At 74.7% G+C, this 19,443-nt stretch carries 18 protein-coding genes; 11 read left to right on the top strand and 7 right to left on the bottom strand.

From position 1 onward, the window contains the following. Positions 1–104 precede the first annotated feature (104 nt). Genes AB0F58_RS05845 through AB0F58_RS05835 form a run of 3 tightly spaced genes read right to left on the bottom strand, consistent with a single transcriptional unit; the run spans position 105 to position 2,128 of the window. On the bottom strand, positions 105–1,217 hold the full coding sequence (locus tag AB0F58_RS05845) for a hypothetical protein (RefSeq protein ID WP_357138420.1): 1,113 nt from the start codon (positions 1,215–1,217) through the stop codon (positions 105–107). A gap of 51 nt (positions 1,218–1,268) precedes the next feature. Further along, on the bottom strand, positions 1,269–1,526 hold the full coding sequence (locus tag AB0F58_RS05840) for a DUF6457 domain-containing protein (protein ID WP_357138418.1): 258 nt from the start codon (positions 1,524–1,526) through the stop codon (positions 1,269–1,271). Then, positions 1,523–2,128, bottom strand: a complete 606-nt coding sequence (locus AB0F58_RS05835) for an NTP transferase domain-containing protein (protein WP_357138415.1) — start codon at positions 2,126–2,128, stop codon at positions 1,523–1,525. The genes AB0F58_RS05840 and AB0F58_RS05835 overlap by 4 nt, the downstream gene beginning before the upstream one ends. A gap of 198 nt (positions 2,129–2,326) precedes the next feature. Here AB0F58_RS05835 and fdhD point away from each other — a divergent pair, with 198 nt between their 5' ends. Then, complete coding sequence (fdhD, locus tag AB0F58_RS05830) at positions 2,327–3,172, top strand: formate dehydrogenase accessory sulfurtransferase FdhD (RefSeq protein WP_357138411.1); 846 nt, start codon at positions 2,327–2,329, stop codon at positions 3,170–3,172. A 201-nt stretch (positions 3,173–3,373) separates the two neighbouring features. On the opposite strand, the gene AB0F58_RS05825 is transcribed toward fdhD, so the two are convergent. Continuing rightward, positions 3,374–4,414 carry a DUF4192 domain-containing protein gene (locus AB0F58_RS05825; RefSeq protein ID WP_357138408.1) on the bottom strand — a complete coding sequence of 347 codons (1,041 nt, stop codon included), beginning with the start codon at positions 4,412–4,414 and terminating at the stop codon, positions 3,374–3,376. Positions 4,415–4,633: 219 nt separating this feature from the next. On the opposite strand from AB0F58_RS05825, the gene AB0F58_RS05820 reads away from it, so the two are divergent. The 8 genes from AB0F58_RS05820 to AB0F58_RS05785 all read left to right on the top strand — a co-directional run bounded on the left by AB0F58_RS05820 (position 4,634) and on the right by AB0F58_RS05785 (position 14,575). Next, positions 4,634–5,551, top strand: coding sequence for a fructosamine kinase family protein (locus AB0F58_RS05820; protein WP_357138405.1), 918 nt, complete (start codon positions 4,634–4,636; stop codon positions 5,549–5,551). Next, positions 5,548–6,561, top strand: a complete 1,014-nt coding sequence (gene moaA, locus AB0F58_RS05815) for a GTP 3',8-cyclase MoaA (protein WP_357138403.1) — start codon at positions 5,548–5,550, stop codon at positions 6,559–6,561. Before AB0F58_RS05820 ends, moaA begins: the two co-directional genes overlap by 4 nt. Position 6,562: 1 nt before the next feature. Further along, positions 6,563–6,808, top strand: a complete 246-nt coding sequence (locus AB0F58_RS05810; RefSeq protein ID WP_357138400.1) for a MoaD/ThiS family protein — start codon at positions 6,563–6,565, stop codon at positions 6,806–6,808. 12 nt (positions 6,809–6,820) lie between these two features. Continuing rightward, positions 6,821–8,068, top strand: coding sequence for a metallophosphoesterase (locus tag AB0F58_RS05805; protein WP_357138397.1), 1,248 nt, complete (start codon positions 6,821–6,823; stop codon positions 8,066–8,068). A 132-nt stretch (positions 8,069–8,200) separates the two neighbouring features. Further along, on the top strand, positions 8,201–11,398 hold the full coding sequence (locus AB0F58_RS05800) for a UvrD-helicase domain-containing protein (RefSeq protein ID WP_357138394.1): 3,198 nt from the start codon (positions 8,201–8,203) through the stop codon (positions 11,396–11,398). 288 nt (positions 11,399–11,686) lie between these two features. Further along, positions 11,687–12,070 carry a VOC family protein gene (locus AB0F58_RS05795; RefSeq protein ID WP_357138391.1) on the top strand — a complete coding sequence of 128 codons (384 nt, stop codon included), beginning with the start codon at positions 11,687–11,689 and terminating at the stop codon, positions 12,068–12,070. A 178-nt stretch (positions 12,071–12,248) separates the two neighbouring features. Then, positions 12,249–13,160, top strand: a complete 912-nt coding sequence (locus tag AB0F58_RS05790) for a flagellar basal body protein FliL (RefSeq protein WP_357138388.1) — start codon at positions 12,249–12,251, stop codon at positions 13,158–13,160. Between the two features lie 173 nt (positions 13,161–13,333). Beyond that, positions 13,334–14,575 carry an ATP-binding protein gene (locus AB0F58_RS05785; RefSeq protein WP_357138384.1) on the top strand — a complete coding sequence of 414 codons (1,242 nt, stop codon included), beginning with the start codon at positions 13,334–13,336 and terminating at the stop codon, positions 14,573–14,575. A 103-nt stretch (positions 14,576–14,678) separates the two neighbouring features. On the opposite strand, the gene AB0F58_RS05780 is transcribed toward AB0F58_RS05785, so the two are convergent. After that, positions 14,679–15,218 carry an N-acetyltransferase gene (locus tag AB0F58_RS05780; RefSeq protein WP_357138382.1) on the bottom strand — a complete coding sequence of 180 codons (540 nt, stop codon included), beginning with the start codon at positions 15,216–15,218 and terminating at the stop codon, positions 14,679–14,681. 160 nt (positions 15,219–15,378) lie between these two features. Between AB0F58_RS05780 and AB0F58_RS05775 the strand changes: the two genes are divergently transcribed. Together AB0F58_RS05775 and AB0F58_RS05770 are read left to right on the top strand one after the other, a co-directional pair. Then, complete coding sequence (locus tag AB0F58_RS05775; protein ID WP_357138379.1) at positions 15,379–15,924, top strand: DoxX family protein; 546 nt, start codon at positions 15,379–15,381, stop codon at positions 15,922–15,924. A gap of 267 nt (positions 15,925–16,191) precedes the next feature. Further along, the gene (locus AB0F58_RS05770; protein WP_357138376.1) at positions 16,192–17,634 is read left to right on the top strand and encodes a glycosyltransferase 87 family protein; all 1,443 of its coding nucleotides are present in this window, start codon (positions 16,192–16,194) and stop codon (positions 17,632–17,634) included. Between the two features lie 97 nt (positions 17,635–17,731). Here AB0F58_RS05770 and AB0F58_RS05765 read toward each other — a convergent pair whose 3' ends face one another. Further along, the gene (locus AB0F58_RS05765) at positions 17,732–18,172 is read right to left on the bottom strand and encodes a molybdenum cofactor biosynthesis protein MoaE (protein ID WP_357138373.1); all 441 of its coding nucleotides are present in this window, start codon (positions 18,170–18,172) and stop codon (positions 17,732–17,734) included. Then, a complete protein-coding gene (locus AB0F58_RS05760) occupies positions 18,169–19,425 on the bottom strand; it encodes a molybdopterin molybdotransferase MoeA (RefSeq protein ID WP_357138757.1) in 1,257 nt (418 codons plus the stop codon). The genes AB0F58_RS05765 and AB0F58_RS05760 overlap by 4 nt, the downstream gene beginning before the upstream one ends. Positions 19,426–19,443: the final 18 nt, after the last annotated feature.

Raw genomic sequence — 19,443 nt, 5'->3', positions numbered from 1 at the left:
CGGCTCTCGGGGTTGGCCGGGCCCCACCCGCCCTCCCCGGCACGCGACCAGCACGTCGACCCGGCGGTCGAGTTCCGCGTCCCGGTCGAGGTGCTGGTCAAGCGTCAGAGGTACATGCCGGTCCGGTGCTCACCCTGCTCTCCCTGCTCGTGCCGGCCGGGCTTGTCGCCCTCCCCGAAGAAGCGCTTGCCGCCGAACTCGCCGTGCAGCCGGTCGTCCAGTTCGTCCGCCAGCCCCGTCATCACCTGCACGGCCAGCATGAGGTGGGTGGCCTGGAAGTTCCGGCCGAAGACCGGGATGGACGCCCACACCGTGTCCTCGGCGCAGTAGAGCCGCCCGATCGGCATCCGGTTGGTCAGTTCGGAGAGCTTGACGTACAGCCGCTCGGTCGGCTCCACCTCGGTGAGCACCGGGGAGAAGACGTCGACCAGGGGCGGGTTGTCCCGGACCCGGACGAAGACCATCGCCGAACCGGCCCGGATGTTGATGTCGCCGTCCGAGTCCACCTGGAGCTTGTCCGAGTCCGACTTCAGCATGCTGGAGACGACCGTACGGACCTGCTCGGCCAGCGCCATGACGTCGTTCACGCCGGTCTGGGTGGCTGCGGCGGCGAGTGCCTCGTCGAGGTCCGCCTCGACGTCGCGGTCCGGGCCGAACTCACTGCGGGCGGTGCCGAGCGGACCCGTCGGGAGCGGTTCTCCCCCGGCGTCGTGCACCAGGTAGACCAGGAACGCCGGGTGCGGTGCCCCGTAGACGTCGCGCAGCGTACGGGAGACGGCCGCCGCCAGGCGGGTGGCCCCGTCGGCGGAGCCGATCAGGCCGAAGTATCCCCCCGAACCCTCCACCACCCCGGGTGGCGACCAGCCGAGCGCGATCATGTCGGCCACCGCCGCCCGGTCCAGCCGGTAGCCCTCGGGCAGCGTGGCGTTGCCGACCGCGCGGGCGACCAGTCGTCCCTCGTCGTCGACGTCCACGCTGATCGAGTAGACCGCGTCGCCGGTGCCGGAGGCGGTGGGATCGAGGGTGACCGCCAGGTGCGCGCCCACCGGCAGGTCGCCGAGCCGCGCGGCGAGCGCCCGCGCGAACTCCCGCCACGCCTCGGTCACCTTGGCGCGCAGGTCGGCGGTGGTCGGCTCGTCGAGCAGGATTGACTCATGGTGATCCGGCGTGGCGCCGGCAGCGCCATCGGCCGGCGTCGAGGGGTGGTCTGCCGTCATGATCGCCTCCGTCCGTCAGGGTCACCCTACCCACGGCACCGGGCGGACGAATCAACCCGCTGTACCCGCACCGCCCGACTCCGCGGGCCAGGACCGGGCCAGCCCGCCGAGTCGCGCCGCGACCGCTGCCGGGTCCGCACCCCGGGCGACCGCCATCCCCAACAGGTACGCGGTGACCGGGGCACCCGGACGCAGCACGTGGTGGGCGACGTCCCGGGCCAGGTCGAGCACCTCCGGTACCGGCACCCCGGTCGGATCGAGGTCCAGTTCGGCACAGGCCGCCGACACCCAGTCGTCCATCCGCGTCATCGCGTCCACTCCTCCGCCCGACGTACGTCGTCGTCAGTGTCGCAGTCGAACCAGGGCGGCGGCCCCGCCCCGGACCAGCGCAGTTCGGCCACGGTCAACCCGGTCAGCAGCGCCCGGACCGACGCCCCGGCGAGCGTCCCACCCCGGTCGACGGTGAGCCGGTCCACGGCGGTCCGTAGGGGAGCCGCCCGCCAGAGGCCGCAGAGCGACTGCCGGCGTCCGTCAGCGTCGATGGGACAGACCCCGTCGGCACCGGGGTCGGCGGCGAGCGCTCTACGCAACTCGCCCACTGCCGTGGCAGTGAGCAGCGGCAGGTCACCGGCGAGCAACGCGACCGTGGTCGTATCCGGCGGCAGCAGGGCCAGGCCGGCGGCGACGGCCGCGACCGGCCCGCCACCGGCGGGTTCCTCCCGGGTCAGCCGGACGCCGGCGGGGACGGGTACGGTGCCCGGCCCGACCACGATCCGGGGCGTCGCGTCGGCGACCGCCGCCAGGACCCGGTCCCGCATCGGGCGACCCCCGATCGGGAGACCGGGCTTGTCGACCCCACCCAGCCGGCGCGCCGCGCCGCCGGTCAGCACCACCGCCGCGTAGCCGGACACCCGACCACGGTAGCCCCGCCCGGCGGGAGCGGTCCGCCCGGCGGGAGCGGTCCGCCCGGCGGGAGCGGTCCGCCCGGCGGGGGGGGGCGGTCCGCCGCTGGTACCCGGTCGGGGCGGTCCGCCTCTCCCCGCCGGGAGCAGTCCCCTCCCCGGTGGGGGCGGTCCGCCGCCGGTACCCGGTCGGGGCAGGATGAGCGGATGGGACGGGCGACTGACCGACGCAGCGTGCTCCGCATCGACCTCGGGCCGGCCGGGCGGGTGGTCCGCCGGCCGGACAACCTGGCCGCCGAGGAACCGCTGGAGATCCGGGTCGGTCCGGCCGGGCCGGGTCGGCGTCGCCCGCTCGCGGTGACCATGCGGACGCCCGGCGACGACCTCGACCTGGCGCTCGGCTTCCTGCTCACCGAGGGGCTGATCCGGTCGGCCGACGACGTGCACACCGCCCAGCTCTGCGCCGGGACGGAGACCCCGAACACGTACAACGTGGTCGACGTGGTGCTGGCCCCCGGCGTGCCGGAGCCGGCCACCGACCCGGCCCGCAACTTCTACACCACCAGCTCCTGCGGGGTGTGCGGCAAGGCGAGCATCGACTCGGTACGCACCCGCTCGACGTACCGGGTCGCCGACGACCCGACGACCGTGCCGGCCGGGGTGCTCACCGCGCTCCCGGACACCCTGCGTTCCGCCCAGCGTGGCTTCGACCGCACCGGCGGGCTGCACGCGGCCGGCCTGTTCACCGTCGCCGGGGAGCTGGTCGTACTGCGGGAGGACGTGGGCCGGCACAACGCGGTGGACAAGGTGGTGGGCTGGGCCGTCCGGGAACGACGGCTGCCGCTGGCCGGGCACCTGCTGCTGGTCTCCGGCCGGGCCAGCTTCGAGCTGACCCAGAAGGCGTGGATGGCCGGGTTGCCGCTGCTGGCGGCGGTCTCCGCGCCGAGCACCCTCGCCGTCGACCTGGCCGTCGAGGCGGGCATGACCCTGGTCGGTTTCCTCCGTGGCGACACGATGAACGTCTACACCGGCGACCACCGGATCAGCCGCTGACGCCGTCTTGATCATCAGGCACCTGATCCGGCCGGATGCTCTGCGTCGGTCGGACAGTCACGAACGACTCACGCCGGCCACCGTCGAGGTCCTCCGCAGTGCCAGGTGAGCGCCCGCCCCCAACGGGGGGACGGGCGATCGCGTATCTGCGGTCGGGCCCGCTCAGCAACCTGGGCGACGGAGGCTCCCGAGTAGGCAGCCTCAGCGGCCGCCCCGTCGGCGGCGGCGACGGCTGGTGCGCTTGTCGTTGAGTCTCGGCCAGTCGGCGAGCCGGGACGGCGGCACGCCCCGACGGAGCAGGTCGTCCAGGAGCAGCGCCATCGAGTAGTCGGGGTAGCGGGCCAGCACCCGTTCCAGGGCAACCGCCGCCAGCGCACCCTGCCCGGCGCGGAAGGCGGCGAAGGCGAGCAGGCACCCCGGAGCGGCGATCAACTCCGGCTCGCTCCGGCGGAACACGTCCGTCCAGAGCGCAAGGTGCTCGTCTGCGCCGTCGGTGCGTTCCCACACCTCGTCCCGCGCCGGCACGAAGGTCAGCAGTACGCCGAGCCAGGCGACCTCGTCGTCGGTCGACCGCCGTCCGTGGCGGGCCCGTTCCACCGCCGCGCGGTGTGCCTGCCGCGTGGCACCGACCACCGCCCGCCCGGAGATCAGTTCCTCCGGGGTCACCGCACCGAGCAGGTCACCGAGCCGTTCCCGGGCCTGGACGGTGGCCGCGCGTACGGCCTCCCGGGCCGGACCCTCCACCGGGGACACCTGGGCGGTCAACGCCGCGCGGTCGGGAAGGGCGACCTGCCCGGCGAAGACGGCGGCGGCGGTGACCTGGCTGGCCCGGGGGTCGTACCGGGTGCCCTCGGGCGGGCAGCATCCGGGCTCGGTGCAGAGGTACGACCAGTAGCGGTCGTCCGCCACCCGCAGGGCGTCCAGCACGGCCAGGCCGGCACCGTCCAGCTCGCGGCGGACCGCGTCCAGCGTCGCGGTGACCCGGGCGGCCGGACCGTAGCCGATGACGGTGACCGCGTCGGCGTCCTGTCGGCCGATCACGTTGGCGAGGTAGCGGGCGACGGGGCCGGGTTCGGTGCCGGGCGGTGGCAGGTCGGCGCGCGCGGCGAAGATGACCTGCCTCTCCCGGAGCGCGACCAGCACCACGCTGTCGGCCGGGTGGAAGCCGAGCAGGTACGGCACGGCGGCGATCAGATCGGCGGGGGAGCGGACGGCGAGCCGGGGGCGGTCGGTGGAGTTCATGCCGGCAGCCTGCGCGGCGGACGGCCCGGCCGGCAGGCCCTGTGGACGACACGCGTTCCGTCCACAGGTCGGGTCCGGCCCGACCCAGGTCAGCGGGAACGTGCAGTCAGTGCAGGTTTCGCCGGCACGGAGGATGGGACAGCGGGCGCATGTCCGGGGCAGCAGCTCGACAGCGTCCCGGCGGGCACCATGCCGCCGCCGACCGGCTACCTTGCGCACATGGACCTGGCCTACCTGCGGGCACACCCGGCGCACCTGCCGACCTTCCTGACCCACCAGCGGATCCGGGAGACGCCGGTCTCCGGCGGGAGCAGCTGTGCCGCCTCCCGGCTCACCCTGGACGACGGGCACTCGGTCTTCGCCAAGAGCTGGCCCGAGGGAGCCGCCCAGCCGGTCCCGGCGGGGTTCTTCTACGCCGAGGCCGCCGGGTTGCGCTGGCTGCGCGAGGCGGACGCGGTGGCCGTACCCGAGGTGCTGGTGGCGTTGCCGGAACTGCTGGCGCTCGAGTGGATCGAGCCCGGCGAGCCGACGCCCGCCGCCGCCGAGCGGTTCGGGCACGAGTTGGCCGCCCTGCACCGCAGCGGCGCGCCGGCGTTCGGGGCTGACTGGCCCGGCTTCGTCGGCGCGCTCGGCCAGGACAACGCCCCCGATCCGGGGCCGTGGCCGAGCTGGTTCGCGCAGCGCCGGCTGCTGCCGTACCTGCGGCGCTCGGTGGACGCCGGCGCGCTCACCACCACCGAGACCGCGCTGGTGGAGCGGGTGATCGACACCATCGGGGAGTACGGCGGCGACGAGCCGCCGGCGCGGATCCACGGTGACCTGTGGCCGGGCAACCTGCTCTGGGGCCTGGACGGGCGGGCCTGGCTGGTCGACCCGGCCGCGCACGGGGGCCACCGGGAGACCGACCTCGCCCAGTTGGGGCTCTTCGGTGGCGCGCCCCACCTGGACCGGATCCTGGCCGCCTACCGGGAGGCGTGGCCGCTGGCCGACGGATGGCGGGAACGGGTACCGCTGCACCAGCTCCACCTGTTGCTGGTGCACACCGCGCTGTTCGGCGCGAGCTGGCGCGAGGCGGTCGGGCGGTGCGCCCGAGCGGCGATCGACGGAGCCTCCGGTCGCGCTACCGTCGAACGATGAGCGCAGACCAGCCCGGCGCGGGCGGCCTCGTCGACCGGTACGGCCGCACCGCCCGGAGCCTGCGCGTCTCGTTGACCGACAAGTGCAACCTGCGCTGCACGTACTGCATGCCGGCCGAGGGGCTGCCCTGGCTGGCCGGGCCCGACCTGCTCACCGACGACGAGGTCGTCCGGCTGGTCGGGGTGGCGGTCCGCCGGCTCGGGGTGACCGAGGTGCGGTTCACCGGCGGGGAACCGCTGATCCGCCCCGGGCTCACCCGGATCGTGGCCGCCGTGGCGGCCCTGGACCCCCGGCCCCGGATCACGCTGACCACGAACGGGATCGGGCTGGGCCGGGTCGCGCCCGCGCTGGCGGCCGCCGGGCTGGACCGGGTGAACGTCTCGCTCGACACCCTGGACCCCGACCGGTTCGTCCGGTTGACCCGGCGTCCCCGCCTCCCGGACGTGCTCGCCGGCCTGGCCGGGGCGGCGGCGGCCGGGCTCCGACCGGTCAAGGTCAACGCGGTGCTGATGCGCGGCACCAACGACGACGAGGCGCCGGCCCTGCTCCGCTTCGCGCTGGCCCATGGCTACGAGCTGCGGTTCATCGAGCAGATGCCGCTGGACGCCCAGCACGGCTGGGACCGGGCCGCCATGGTCACCGCCGACGAGATCCTCACCGCGCTGACCGGTGAGTTCGACCTGAGCGCCGACCCGGTCGTCCGCGGGGCGGCCCCGGCGGAGAGCTGGCTGGTCGACGGCGGCCCGGCCCGGGTCGGGGTGATCGCCAGCGTCACCCGGCCGTTCTGCGGCGACTGCGACCGCACCCGACTCACCGCCGACGGCCAGGTCCGCTCCTGCCTCTTCGCCACCTCCGAGTCCGATCTGCGCGGGGCGCTGCGGGCCGGGGCGGACGACGCCGACCTGGCCCGCCGTTGGCGGCACGCGATGTGGGGCAAGGCCGCCGGACACGGCATCGACGACCCGACCTTCCTGCAACCCGCCCGACCGATGTCGGCGATCGGAGGCTGACGTGCAGGTGACCATCCGCTACTTCGCCGGGGCCCGCGCCGCCGCCGGGCGCGCCGAGGAGCACACGGCCGCCGGGCGTACCCTCGACGAGGTCCTCGACGAGCTGGCCGGGCGACACGGCGACCGGCTCGCCCGAGTGCTCCGGGCCGCGAGTTTCCTGGTCGACGGCGTGACCTGTCATGATCGGCGGACCCCGCTCCCGGCCGGGGCCACGATCGACGTCCTGCCCCCGTTCGCCGGGGGCTGAGGGAGGCATGGCGTGTTGGCGGTCCTGGGCTTCGTGGGCACCCTGGCCCTGGTCACCGGCCTGATCCACTTCTACCTGTGGAGGCGGCTGGTCCGGGACACCACCCGCCCCGGCCGGTGGCGGCGGATCGGCACGGTCAGCGCCCTGGTGCTGGCGGTGCTCGTGCCGGTGACCATGGCCGGCACCCAGGCCGGGCTCTACTGGCTCGCCTGGCCCGGGTACCTCTGGCTGGCGGTGATGTTCTACCTCCTGGTGGTCCTGGTCGTCCTGGAGGTGCCGATGCTGGTGGCACGGCTGGTGCTGCGCCGCCGGGTCGCCGCCGCCGAGCCGACCACCGCTGCCCCCGAGCCGGCCCTGGTGGGGGCCACCGGCACCGCCGACCCGCCGGCCGCCGACGCGGTCGGGCAACCCGACCACGACCCGTCCCGGCGGCTGCTGCTGGCCCGCAGCGCGGCGATCTTCGCCGGGCTCACCGCCACCGGCGTGACCGGGTACGGCATCCGCACCGCGCTCGGCCCGCCCCAGCTCGACCGGGTACAGATCCCGCTGGCCAAGCTCCCCCGGAGCATGGACGGTCTGCGCATCGCCACCGTCTCGGACATCCACCTCGGACCGCTGCGGGGCCGGGCGCACACCGAGCGGATCGTGGCCGCCATCAACCGGCTCGACGCCGACCTGGTCGCGGTCGTCGGTGACCTGGTCGACGGCAGCGTCGCCGAGCTGGGCGAGGCCGCCGCCCCCCTGCGCGACCTGCGCTCCCGCCACGGCAGCTACTTCGTCACCGGCAACCACGAGTACTACTCCGGGGTCGAGGAGTGGGTACGGGAGGTGGACCGGCTGGGTCTGCGGGTCCTCCAGAACCAGCGGCTGGAGATCGTCGCCCGGGGTGGGGTGCTCGACCTGGCCGGGGTGAACGACCCGTCCGGCGAGGGCGGCACCGGCCTGGCCGCCGGTCCGGACTACGCGGCGGCGCTCGGCGACCGGGACCCCGCCCGGCCGGTGGTGCTCCTGGCCCACCAGCCGGTGGCCGCGCTCGACGCCGCGAAGTTCGGTGTCGACCTGCAACTGAGCGGACACACCCACGGCGGTCAGATCGTGCCGTTCAACCTGGCCGTCCGGCTCCAACAGCCGGTGGTCTCCGGGCTCGGCGAGGTGGACGGCACGAAGGTCTACGTGACCAACGGCGCGGGCTTCTGGGGCCCGCCGGTGCGGGTCGGCGCGGAGCCCCAGATCACCCTGGTCGAACTCCGTTCCGGCTGACCCCGCCCGGATCGGCCGGCACCGGGGGCGGCACGTCCGACGGCGGGGCGCCGGAGCGTCTACGGGGATTACCCACGTCACCGCCGCGCGTGGCGGGGAGCGGGCCTCCGGGCGGGCGTGACAGGATGCGGCGTGCCTCCGTTCAGCGCCGCACCCTCCGGTGGCCCCTCGCCGTTCGTCGCGGACCTGCACATCCACTCGAAGTACTCGCGGGCGTGCAGTCGCGACCTGACGTTGCCGAACCTGGGCTGGTGGGCCCGGCGCAAGGGCATCGGCGTACTCGGCACCGGCGACTTCACCCACCCCGCCTGGTACGACCACCTGCGGGAGACCCTGCATCCGGCCGAGCCCGGCCTGTACCGGCTCGGCCCGGAGGCCGAGCGGGACATCGCCCGCCGGCTGCCGCCCCGGCTGGCCGACGCAGCCGAGGCGGACCCGGTCCGGTTCATGCTCAGCGTGGAGATCTCCACGATCTACAAGCGGGGCGACCGGACCCGCAAGGTGCACCACCTGATCTACCTGCCGGACCTGGACGCGGTGGCCCGGTTCAACGCCGCCCTCGGCCGGATCGGCAACCTCGGCTCGGACGGCCGGCCCATCCTCGGGCTGGACTCCCGGGACCTCCTGGAGATCACCCTCGAGGCGAGCCCGGACGGGTACCTCGTCCCCGCGCACATCTGGACGCCCTGGTTCTCCGCGCTCGGCTCGAAGTCCGGTTTCGACGCGATCGCCGACTGCTACGCCGACCTGGCCGGGCACATCTTCGCCGTGGAGACCGGCCTCTCCTCCGACCCGGCGATGAACTGGCGGGTGGCCAGCCTCGACGCGTACCGGCTGGTGTCCAACTCGGACGCGCACTCGCCGCCCGCACTGGCCCGCGAGGCGACGGTCTTCGCCACCGGCCGGGACTATTTCGCCATCCGGGATGCGCTGCGTACCGGCGACGGTCTGGCCGGCACGATCGAGTTCTTCCCCGAGGAGGGGAAGTACCACGCCGACGGGCACCGGGTCTGCGGGGTGAACTGGTCCCCCGAGCAGACCCGGGCGGCCGACGGGCGCTGCCCGGAGTGCGGTAGGCCGCTCACCGTCGGTGTGCTCAGCCGGGTCGAGGAGCTGGCCGACCGGCCCGACGGGCACCGCCCGGAGCGGGCCCACGACGTCACCCACCTGGTGCCGCTCGCCGAGATCCTCGGCGAGATCAACAAGGTCGGGCCCCGGTCGAAGAAGGTCGGCGGAAAGCTCAACGAGCTGGTCGCCGCGCTCGGCCCGGAGCTGGAGATCCTGACCACCACCCCGCTGCCGGAGATCCAGCGGGTCGGCGGGGAACTGCTCGCCGAGGGGATCGGCCGGCTCCGGCGCGGCGACGTGCGCCGGATGCCGGGCTTCGACGGCGAGTACGGGGTGATCACCCTGTTCGACCCCGCCGAGCTGGGCGCGGCAGGCGGGTCGGCCGGACAGGAGACGCTGTTCGACGTACCGGTGCCGAAGCAGCGCTCGCCGAAGGAGCCGGCGGCCACGCCCCGGGCCAAGAGCCCGGCGAAGGCGGAGCCGAAACGGCGGCCGGCGCGCGAGGCGGCCGTACCCGCCCCGCCGATCGCGCCCGCGCCCTCCCCGCACGAGCCGTTCGAGCCGATGCTCGCCGGGATGGAGGAGGTCGGCACCGGCCTGCTGGACCGGCTGGACGCGATGCAGCGGGTGGCCGCCTCCGCGCCGGGCGGTCCGCTGCTGATCGTCGCCGGTCCGGGCACCGGCAAGACCCGCACGCTGACCCACCGGATCGCCTACCTCTGCGCCGAGCTGAACGTCTTCCCGGAGACCTGCCTGGCGATCACCTTCACCCGGCGGGCCGCCGAGGAGCTGCGGCACCGGCTGGACGGGCTGCTCGGGCCGGTCGCCGAGGACGTCACCGTCGGCACGTTCCACTCGCTCGGGCTGGCCATCCTGCGGGAGAACGCCGAGGCGGCGGGGTTGCCGCCGGACTTCCGGATCGCCGACGACGCGGACCGGACGGCGGCCCGTGCCGAGGCCGGCGAGGATGTGACCGCCTACACCGACCTGCTGCGCAAACAGCAACTGGTCGACCTGGACGAGCTGCTCACCCTGCCGGTGGAGTTGCTGCGCGCCGACCGGAAGCTGGTGCAGCGGTACCGGGACCGGTGGCGGTGGATCTTCGTCGACGAGTACCAGGACGTCGACGCCGTCCAGTACGAGCTGCTGCGGCTGCTCAGCCCGGCGGACGGCAACCTCTGCGCGATCGGCGACCCGGACCAGGCGATCTACTCGTTCCGGGGGGCGGACGTCGGCTACTTCCTCCGCTTCTCCGAGGACTTCACCGACGCCCGGCTGGTCCGGCTGAACCGCAACTACCGCTCGTCGGCACCGATCCTGGCGGCGGCGGTGCAGGCCATCGCGCCGTCCTCGCTGGTCCGGGGCCGCCGGCTGGACCCGGCCCGACTCGACCCGGAGGCACCGCTGGTCGGCCGCTACCCGGCGGCCACCGTCGCCGACGAGGCCGACTTCCTGGTACGCACCATCGACGAGCTGGTCGGTGGCCTGTCCCACCGGTCGCTGGACTCCGGCCGGATCGACGGGCGGAGCTCGACGGTCTCCTTCTCCGACATCGCCGTGCTGTACCGCACCGACGCCCAGGCGGCCCCGATCCTGGACGCCCTGGTCCGGGCGAACATCCCGGTGCAGAAGCGCTCGCACGACCGGCTGCGGGACCGGCCCGGCGTGGCGGCGATCGCCCGCGAGCTGCGACACGCCGACGGGCTCGACGGTGGCCTGTCGGCCCGGGTACGCCTGGTCGGGCAGGTCCTCGCCGACCGGTTCGCCACGCCCACCCTGGACTCCACCGGCTCGGTCCGGCCCGAGGACGTCCGCACCGCGGTCGACCTGCTCACCCCGCTGGCCCGGCGCTGCGGTGACGACCTGCCGCTGTTCCTGACCCAGCTCGCCACCGGCGCGGAGGTGGACGCCCTGGACCCGCGGGCCGAGGCGGTCACCCTGCTCACCCTGCACGCCGCGAAGGGCCTGGAGTTCCCGGTGGTCTTCCTGGTCGGCTGCGAGGACGGGCTGCTGCCGCTGCGCTGGCCCGGCTCGACGCCGGACGAGGACGACGTCGCCGAGGAGCGGCGGCTGTTCTTCGTCGGACTGACCCGTGCCCAGGACCGGCTCTACGTCAGCCACGCCGCCCGCCGGGCCCGGCACGGGTCGGAACGCGACTGCCGCCCGACGCCCTTCCTCGACGTGATCGATCCCGGCCTCTTCGAGCGGCTCGGCGGCGAGGAGCCGGCCCGGCCGAAGGACCGCCAGCTCCGGCTGATGTGAACGACCACCGGATCCGGGCAGCCGGGTGACCTCGGCGTCCGGCGGCGGGCCAGCCGTCCCGTCGGCGGCGGGCTGGGCGGCCTCCGTCCGGAGTCCCCCGCTCGGCGGCCGACCGCTGGCCGACGAGGCTCTTGGCCATGATGTGCTCGCGGCGCGGGCCGTCGGGCATGAGGTCACCGAGGTCACCCGGGTCGAGGGACCGCCTGCCGCAGGTACCGGGAGCGGGCCACCCGGTGTGCCCGGTGGTGATGGCTACGAGCGAAGGTCCCGCGAGCGTACGGTGGCGCCGTGAGCACTTTCTGGACCTTGGCGTGCGATGCCGACGATCCCCAGCGGATCGCTGATTTCTGGGTGTCGGCCCTCGGCTATGTCAAGGAATCCGGCTTCGACGAGCCCGACAACGCGTCCATCGTCGACCCGGACGGCCGGGGCCCGGCCATTGCCTTCCGCAAGGTGCCCGAGGGCAAGTCCACCAAGAACCGTGTGCACATCGATATCCGGGTGGCCGGTCCGGGCCCCTGGGACAGGGCCGAGCGCGCCCGGCTGATCCGGGAGAAAGTACCCGCGCTCGTTGCCGCCGGCGCGACGGTGGTCCGCGAGGAGTGGTACGGCGACGTTCTCGGGCATGTCGTCATGCGGGACCCCGAGGGCAACGAGTTCTGCGTCGCCTGATGCCACGTGTCGGGCGTGACCGGCGGTCACTGCGGACGAGGTGGGACGTGGCGAGCCGTCGTACGGGTCGACGCACACGTAGGGCGTGAGCGGAGCCGGTTAGTCACGCTACCGTGACCAGGGCGGCGGGCGCCTGCGTGCTGTCCGGCCGCCGACCACTCGTGCCCAGGAGGCGAGCATGGCGAACTACGGACCACCGGGTGCGAACCGCCCGGAGCCGTGGCACGAACCGCCGGACGAGTCGTACCCGTGGCGCGGCGGTCACCGCCCTGGCGACGATCCGCCGGGGGCCGGAGGCTATCCGGGCGCCGGGCGCCGCCCGGCAGACGACGGCCGCCCTGGGTCCGGTGACCAGTTCCGCGACGACCGCCGGCCGTGGGGCGACGAGTGGGGCAACGGCCGACCGCAGGAGCCCTGGCAGCACGGCCGGCAGCAGGGACCCGGCCGCCCCTGGCACGACGGGCCATGGCAGGAGCCCTGGCACGACGGGCGGCAGCAGGCGCCCGGCCGACCCTGGGCCGACGGCCCCGTGCCGGCCGGGACGTACCCGGGCGGGGAGCCGGCGTACCTGGGCGACGGACCGGACCGGTATGCCCCGCAGCCGGCGGATCGGCCCCGGCGTTCCGGCGGGCGGGGCCGGACGGTCGCGGTGCTGGCCGTGCTGGTGCTGCTGGTGCTCGGCGGCGGCGCGGCCCTGTTCCAGCTCACGCGCGCCGACGAGGCCGACCCACCGCCGGTCACCGCGCCGTCCCCGGTCACGGCCACGCCGTCCGGGCCACCCGCCGGTCAGCCGGACGGAGCGGCGGACGTCTCGCCGAGCGCCCTGGCCCCCGAGTCGTCGGCCGACCCCCGCTTCGCGAAGGCGGGCCAGTGCGTCCGCAACGACGGTCCGGCGGGCGGCCGGCCGAAACTGCTGATCAGCACGTGCGCGCCGAAGACCTACGAGGTGCTGCGCCGGTTCGACGGGGCGACCAGCGGCGAGAAGGACGCCGAGGCGAAGTGCGCCGACGTGACCGGGTACACCGACTGGTACTTCTACAACAGCGAGCTGGACACCCTCGACTTCGTACTCTGCCTGAAGCTGCGCTGACCGTGCGGCTGGCCGGGTCACCGCCCGGACCCCGCTAACCGAAACTAGGGCTGTCTAGCGTGGACGCTAGACGGCCCTAGTTTCCACTCGACACCGTCCTCGGCGAGACACGCCGATGCCGTCCTCTACGTATCTCTAGCTGCGGCGCTAGACGGCCCGATACGGTGCGAGACGTGGATCCGGTCCGCAACCCGTACGCCCCGGGCGCCGGGCAGCGTCCCCCCGAGCTGGCCGGCCGGGGGCGGGAACTGGACGTCTTCGACATCGTGCTGGAGCGGATCGCCCGGGGCCGTCCGGAGCGGAGCCTGATGCTCACCGGCCTGCGCGGGGTGGGCAAGACCGTCCTGCTCAACACCCTGCGTTCGGCGGCCATCGGCCGGCTCTGGGGCACCGGCAAGATCGAGGCACGGCCGGACCAGTCGGTGCGCCGTCCGGTGGCGGCCGCCCTGCACATGGCGGTCCGGGAACTCGCGCCCCGGCACCGCGCCCCCGAACGGATCGACGCCTTCCTCGGCGTACTCAGGGCGTTCGCCCAGCGTGCTGCGGCCTCGACGGGCGGCAGGGCCGGCGCGCCGCGACTGCGGGACCGCTGGCAGCCGGGGATCGACGTGCCGGCCAGCAGCGGACGGGCCGACTCCGGGGACATCGAGATCGACCTGGTGGAGCTGCTCACCGACGCCGCGAGTGTGGCCGCCGACGTCGGCACCGGCATCGCGGTCTTCATCGACGAGATGCAGGACGTCGGCGCGGAGGACGTCAGCGCGCTCTGCGCCGCCTGCCACGAGCTGTCCCAGCTCGGCGCACCGCTGATCGTGGTCGGCGCCGGACTGCCGCACCTGCCGGCGGTGCTCAGCGCCGCGAAGTCCTACTCCGAACGGCTCTACCGCTACCAGCGCATCGACCGGCTCGACCGGATCGCCGCCGACCAGGCGCTCTGCGCCCCGGCCGCGCGGGAGGAGGTGGAGTACGAGCCGAAGGCGCTGGACCTGCTCTACGAGTCCTCCGGCGGCTACCCCTACTTCGTCCAGGCGTACGGGAAGGCCACCTGGGACCACGCGCCCCGATCGCCGATCACCGCCGCCGACGTCCGGGTGGCCGCGCCCGAGGCCGAGGCGGAGCTGGCGGTGGGCTTCTTCGGTTCCCGGTTCGAGCGGGCCACCCCGGCCGAGCGGGAGTACATGCGGGCGATGGCGACCCTGTCCCGGGTCGACGGCGACCCGGGCGAGGCCCGGGACGACATGGACGCGGCGGTGCCGACCGCCGAGATCGCCCGCGCCCTGGACCGGAAGCCGGCCAGCCTCTCCCCGGCCCGGGACGCGCTGATCAAGAAGGGGCTGATCTACTCCGGAGAGCGGGGCACGGTGGCGTTCACCGTCCCGCACTTCGGCCGTTACCTGCGGACCCAGCCGGGCTGACCGGCCACCACGGAGCGAGGCGGCACGGGCCACCGGCCGACGCGGCGCACGGGCCACCGGCCGACACGGCGCGGGAGACAGCCCGCCCCGGGCACGCGGTGGCTCAGACGCGGGACCAGGGGGGCGGGAAGACCACCTCGCCCCGGGGCACCCCGGCCGCGCCGCTGACGGTCGGCGGCAGCACCAGGGCCTGCCACGGTTCGCCCAGGCCGGACCAGGGGCTCGACAGCCCCAGCCGCTCCGCCCGGTCGAACCCGAACCGGCGGTAGTAGGCCGGGTCGCCGAGCACCACGACCAGCTGCTCGCCGAGTTCCGTGGCCGCCTCCAGGGCGGCCTGCACGACCGAGGCGCCGAGGCCGATCCGCTGCCGGTGCGGTGCCACCGCGACCGGCCCGAGCACCAGCGCCGGGAACTGGCCGGGATCGACGCGTACCCGGGTCAGCAGGGCGTAGCCGACCACCTCGCCGCCGTACTCGGCGACCATGGCCAGTTGGGGGAGCCAGGCATCGCTGTCGCGCAGCTCGTCGACCAGCCCCACCTCGGGCGGGACCGGTACGTCGGGGCGGGCGAAGGCGCCGGCGAGCACCCGGCGGACCGGGTCGACGTCGGCGGGGCCCTCGGGTCGCAGCCGCAGCGTGGTCACTCGGGGGACGTTACCCCTCCCGACCGGTCCATCCGGGACGGGCGCGTCGATCGGCGTGCCGGCGTCCGCCCCGGTGGCGGACGCGCCTCCGGGACGGGACATCGCGGCCAGATCGACCGTTGCAGCCATGATCCTGGCCGCCACGGGGTATGACTGAGCCATGAAACCCGTACGCTCCCTCGCCCGTGTCCTGCTGAGCGGCATCTTCCTGGCCAGCGGGGTCCAGCAGTTGCGCAACCCGGCCCAGTTCACCGCGCAGGCCAAGCCGGTCACCGACCGGCTCACCCCCCTGCTCGAGCAGACCGGCGGAAGCCTGCCCAGCGACGCCGAGACGCTGGTCCGGGCGAACGGCGCGGCGCAGATGGCCGGCGGGCTGATGCTCGCCACCGGGCACCTCACCCGGCCCGCCGCGCTGCTGTTGGCCGGCTCGCTGGTGCCGACCACGGTCGCCGGTCATCCCTTCTGGACCCACGACGACCCGGCCACGCGCACCAACCACCAGGTGCACTTCCTGAAGAACCTCGGGCTGCTCGGCGGGCTACTGCTCGCCGCGGCGGACACCCAGGGCCGGCCGAGTCTGCGCTGGCGTGCCGGGCACCGGATCGGCCACTCCCGACGCTCGGTGCAGCGCGCGGTGCGGACCGCCCGCCGGGAGACCCGGCTGGCCGTACGGACGGCGGCGGCGGCCCGTCGGCTCCCCGGCTGACAGACGCCACCCCGACCCACCCCGCGCGCGACGGGTCCACAGCCCGGCTGACCTGGCCGGGCACTCCCTCGTCCAAGGCCTCACCCCCCGCTAAGGCCGCTAATCACCTGAACCCCCCGCGAGGCGTTAACGCGGTGGAAATGTCAAAAACTGGTGTGGGATCGGACACGGTCGCATAACGCGGGAGGCATCAACGTGAGGCACCGTTCTAGGCTCCGTGCGGGACCTGGACGGACAGGACGAGGTTGGTACGGGGGTGGCCACACCATGCCGGCGACCGTCGGGAGACGGGCGGACCGACTCGCCCCCGTGCGCCGTGCAGCCCGTGGGTTCGACCGCCGCACGGCCGTCCGGCTGGGCATCGTGGCCGCCGCGGTCTACACGGCCTGGCTCGCCGTCGGCGCGTTCGGTCGGCCGTACAACTTCTTCGACATGAAGATCTACCACGGCGCGATGGTCTGGTGGGCCAACGGCAACGAGCTGTACGACTTCATCGCCCCCGACACCACCCTCGGCTTCACCTACCCGCCCTTCGGCGGACTGGTCATGCTGCCCATGGCGCACCTGCCGGTCGGGGCTGCGGGCTGGCTCAACGCGCTCGGCAGCACCGCGGCGCTGGCGGTCGTCCTGGCCGGTCTGCTCCGACCGGTCGTGGACCGGATCGGGCAGCCGCTCTGGTTCGTGGTCGCGGTCGCGGTGCCGCTCGCGGTCGCCATCGAGCCGGTCCGTGAGACGCTCGGCTACGGCCAGGTCAACCTGCTGCTCTTCGCGCTGGTCATGGCCGACCTGATCGGCCTGCGCTGGCGCGCCCGGCGGGGCACCCGGTACCGCCGGGACGACGGACCGCTGCGCCGGTTCGTGTTCAGCGGTGTCTGGGCCGGTGCGGGGATCGGGCTGGCCACCTCGATCAAGCTCACCCCGGCGCTGTTCATCGTGTACCTGCTGATCACCCGGCAGTGGCGGGCCGCGGCGACCGCGATCGCCACCGCGACCGGCGTCACGCTGGGCATGTTCACGCTGGCCGGTACGGAGTCGCGCGCGTACTTCGCCCGGGTGCTCTGGCAGACCGAGCGGGTCGGCGCGGCCGACATGACCCCCAATCAGTCCCTGGCCGGGCTGTTGGCCCGGCTCTACGACTCGATCGAGACGCCGGGACTGCTCTGGCTGGCCTTCGCGGTGCTGATGCTCGCGCTCGGTCTCTCCCGGGCGATGAACGCGCGCGCCGACGGCGACGAGCTGACCGCGTTCACCCTGGTCGGGCTCACCACCAACGTGATCAGCCCGATCTCCTGGACGCACCACCTGGTCTGGGTCATCCCGGCGATCGTCGTGCTGGCCGACGCCGCCCTGCGCCGGCGTGAGGCGATCCGGGGCCCGATGCAGCGGTCCGGGGCGGCGTCGTCGTACGGCGGCCCACCCGGGGTCAACGGCCTGCGCCCGCCGATCTGGTACCCGACCATGACCGGGTTCCGCCACGGGGCCGCCGCGGTCCTGCTCTACCTGATCTTCCTGGTCTCACCGATCTGGCCGTACGAGCACCAGCTCCCCGAGGTGTCGCACTACGCCGACGGCCTGTTCGGCGCGCTGATGGAGAACTCGCTGGCCCTGGCGCTGATCGTGCTGGTGGCAGCCCTGCCCTGGCGGCCCGGCGCCGAGCCGGCCTTCTACGCCGACCGGCTGGGTCGCCCCGACCTGGCCGTCCGCCGCTGACCGGCGGCGCCCCCACCGACCGACGCTCCGGCGCCTGATCCGCCGGCCCGCACCGGCCGCGCCTCCCCGTTCCCGACGGGTCGCCGGGGCCGCCCGGTCACGGGCAGTCGACCCACTCCTCGGTGCCGTCGGCGAAGACCTGCCGCTTCCAGATCGGCAACCGCGCCTTCACCTCGTCGACCAGGCGCGCGCAGGCGGCGAAGGCAGCGGCCCGGTGGGCCGTGCTGACCGCCGCGACCAGAGCGGCCTCCCCGATCTCCAGCGGTCCGATCCGGTGCGACACGGCGACCGCGTACACGTCCGGGTCGGCGGCCACCTCGGCGGCCACCGACCGGAGCACCTCGCCGGCGCTGGGATGTCCCTCGTACTCCAGCGCGCGCACCGACCGGCCGTGGTCGTGGTCGCGGACCACGCCCTGAAAGGCGACCACGGCACCGGCCCGCCGGTCGGCGACCGCCGCCTCGTGGGCGGCGACGTCCAGCGGCGCCGTGGTGACCTCGGCGATCACCGTACGGTCGGCGGTCGGCGGGACGGTCACGACGTACGCTCCCCGGGCAGCAGGGGCAGTGGCACGACCGGTACGCGTGCCCCGGCCTCACCGGTGGTGTCCGGCCGGATCACCGCGAAGCCGTCGGCGCCGGCCAGCCCGCGCAGCATCGCCGAGCCGACGTGGCGGACCGGATGGGCGGTGCCGGTCGCGGCGTCCAGCCGGACCAGGGCCAGATGGGTGTAGGAGCCCCGGCCCCGGACCGGCTCGGCCAGGGTGGCGTACGGCAGCGTCGGCATCGGCCGGCCCCGGAGCCCGGCGAGCAGCGGAGCCACCAACGAAACCAGCGCGACGATCGCCGACTGCGGGTTGCCGGGCAACCCGGCGACGAAGCGGGCCCGACCGTCGTCGCCGACCAGCCGGGCCAGCAACATCGGGAATCCGGGCCGGACCGCAACGGTGTTGACCACGTAGTCGGCGCCGAGGGCCCGGAGGGCGGGGTGCAGGTGGTCGACCGGCCCGTGCATCGTCCCGCCGGTGGTGCAGACCAGATCGGCCCTGGCCAGGGCCGTACGCAGGGCGGCCACGTGCGCCGGGAGCGTGTCGGCGACCGGGCCGACGACGTCGGAGGCGGGCACCTGGCAGCCGTACCGCCGCAGCCAGGCCGGCACGGCCGGGCCGAGCGCGTCGCGGACCCGGCCGGCACCGGGCGGGCCGGTGGTGAGCAGTTCGTCCCCGAACACGATCAGCGCGGCCCGGGGTGGCCGGCGGACCGTCAGCGAGTCGTGGCCGCAGGAGGCGGCCAGCCCGATCAGTCCCGGGTCGACCGGGGTGCCGGCGGGCAGGAGTTCCTCGCCGGCCCGCGCCTCCTCGCCCGTCGGTCGCCACTCGGGTGCCGACCGGGGCGTGCCGTCCACCCGATCGTCGGCGGTGCGCGTGGACTCCTCGATCCGGAGGATGGCGGAGGTGCCCTCGGGCACCATCGCGCCGGTCGCGATCTCGACCGTCGTACCGTCCTCGGTCAGGGCCTCCGGGGTGTTGCCGGCCAGCACCCGGCCGACGACGCGCCACGGTCCGGTGCCGCGCACCGCCCAGCCGTCCACGCTGGAGGTGGGGAAGGCGGGCAGGTCGGCCCGGGGGGTCAGCGGCTCGGCGAGGGTGTGCCCGTCGGCCTCGGCGAGCGGCCGGGTGACCACGGGGAGCACGGCGGCCAGGCCGACCGCGTAGACCCGGGCGCGGGCCTCCTCCCAGCCGGCCGGCGGGGGCGCGCCGCCCGGATCCCCGACGGTGGTGTCTCCGGTCAGCTCACTGCGCGCGCTCAC

The sequence above is a fragment of the Micromonospora sp. NPDC023956 genome, from assembly GCF_040639195.1.
GTDB lineage: Bacteria > Actinomycetota > Actinomycetes > Mycobacteriales > Micromonosporaceae > Micromonospora.
This window is presented reverse-complemented; position numbering and strand designations above follow the sequence as displayed.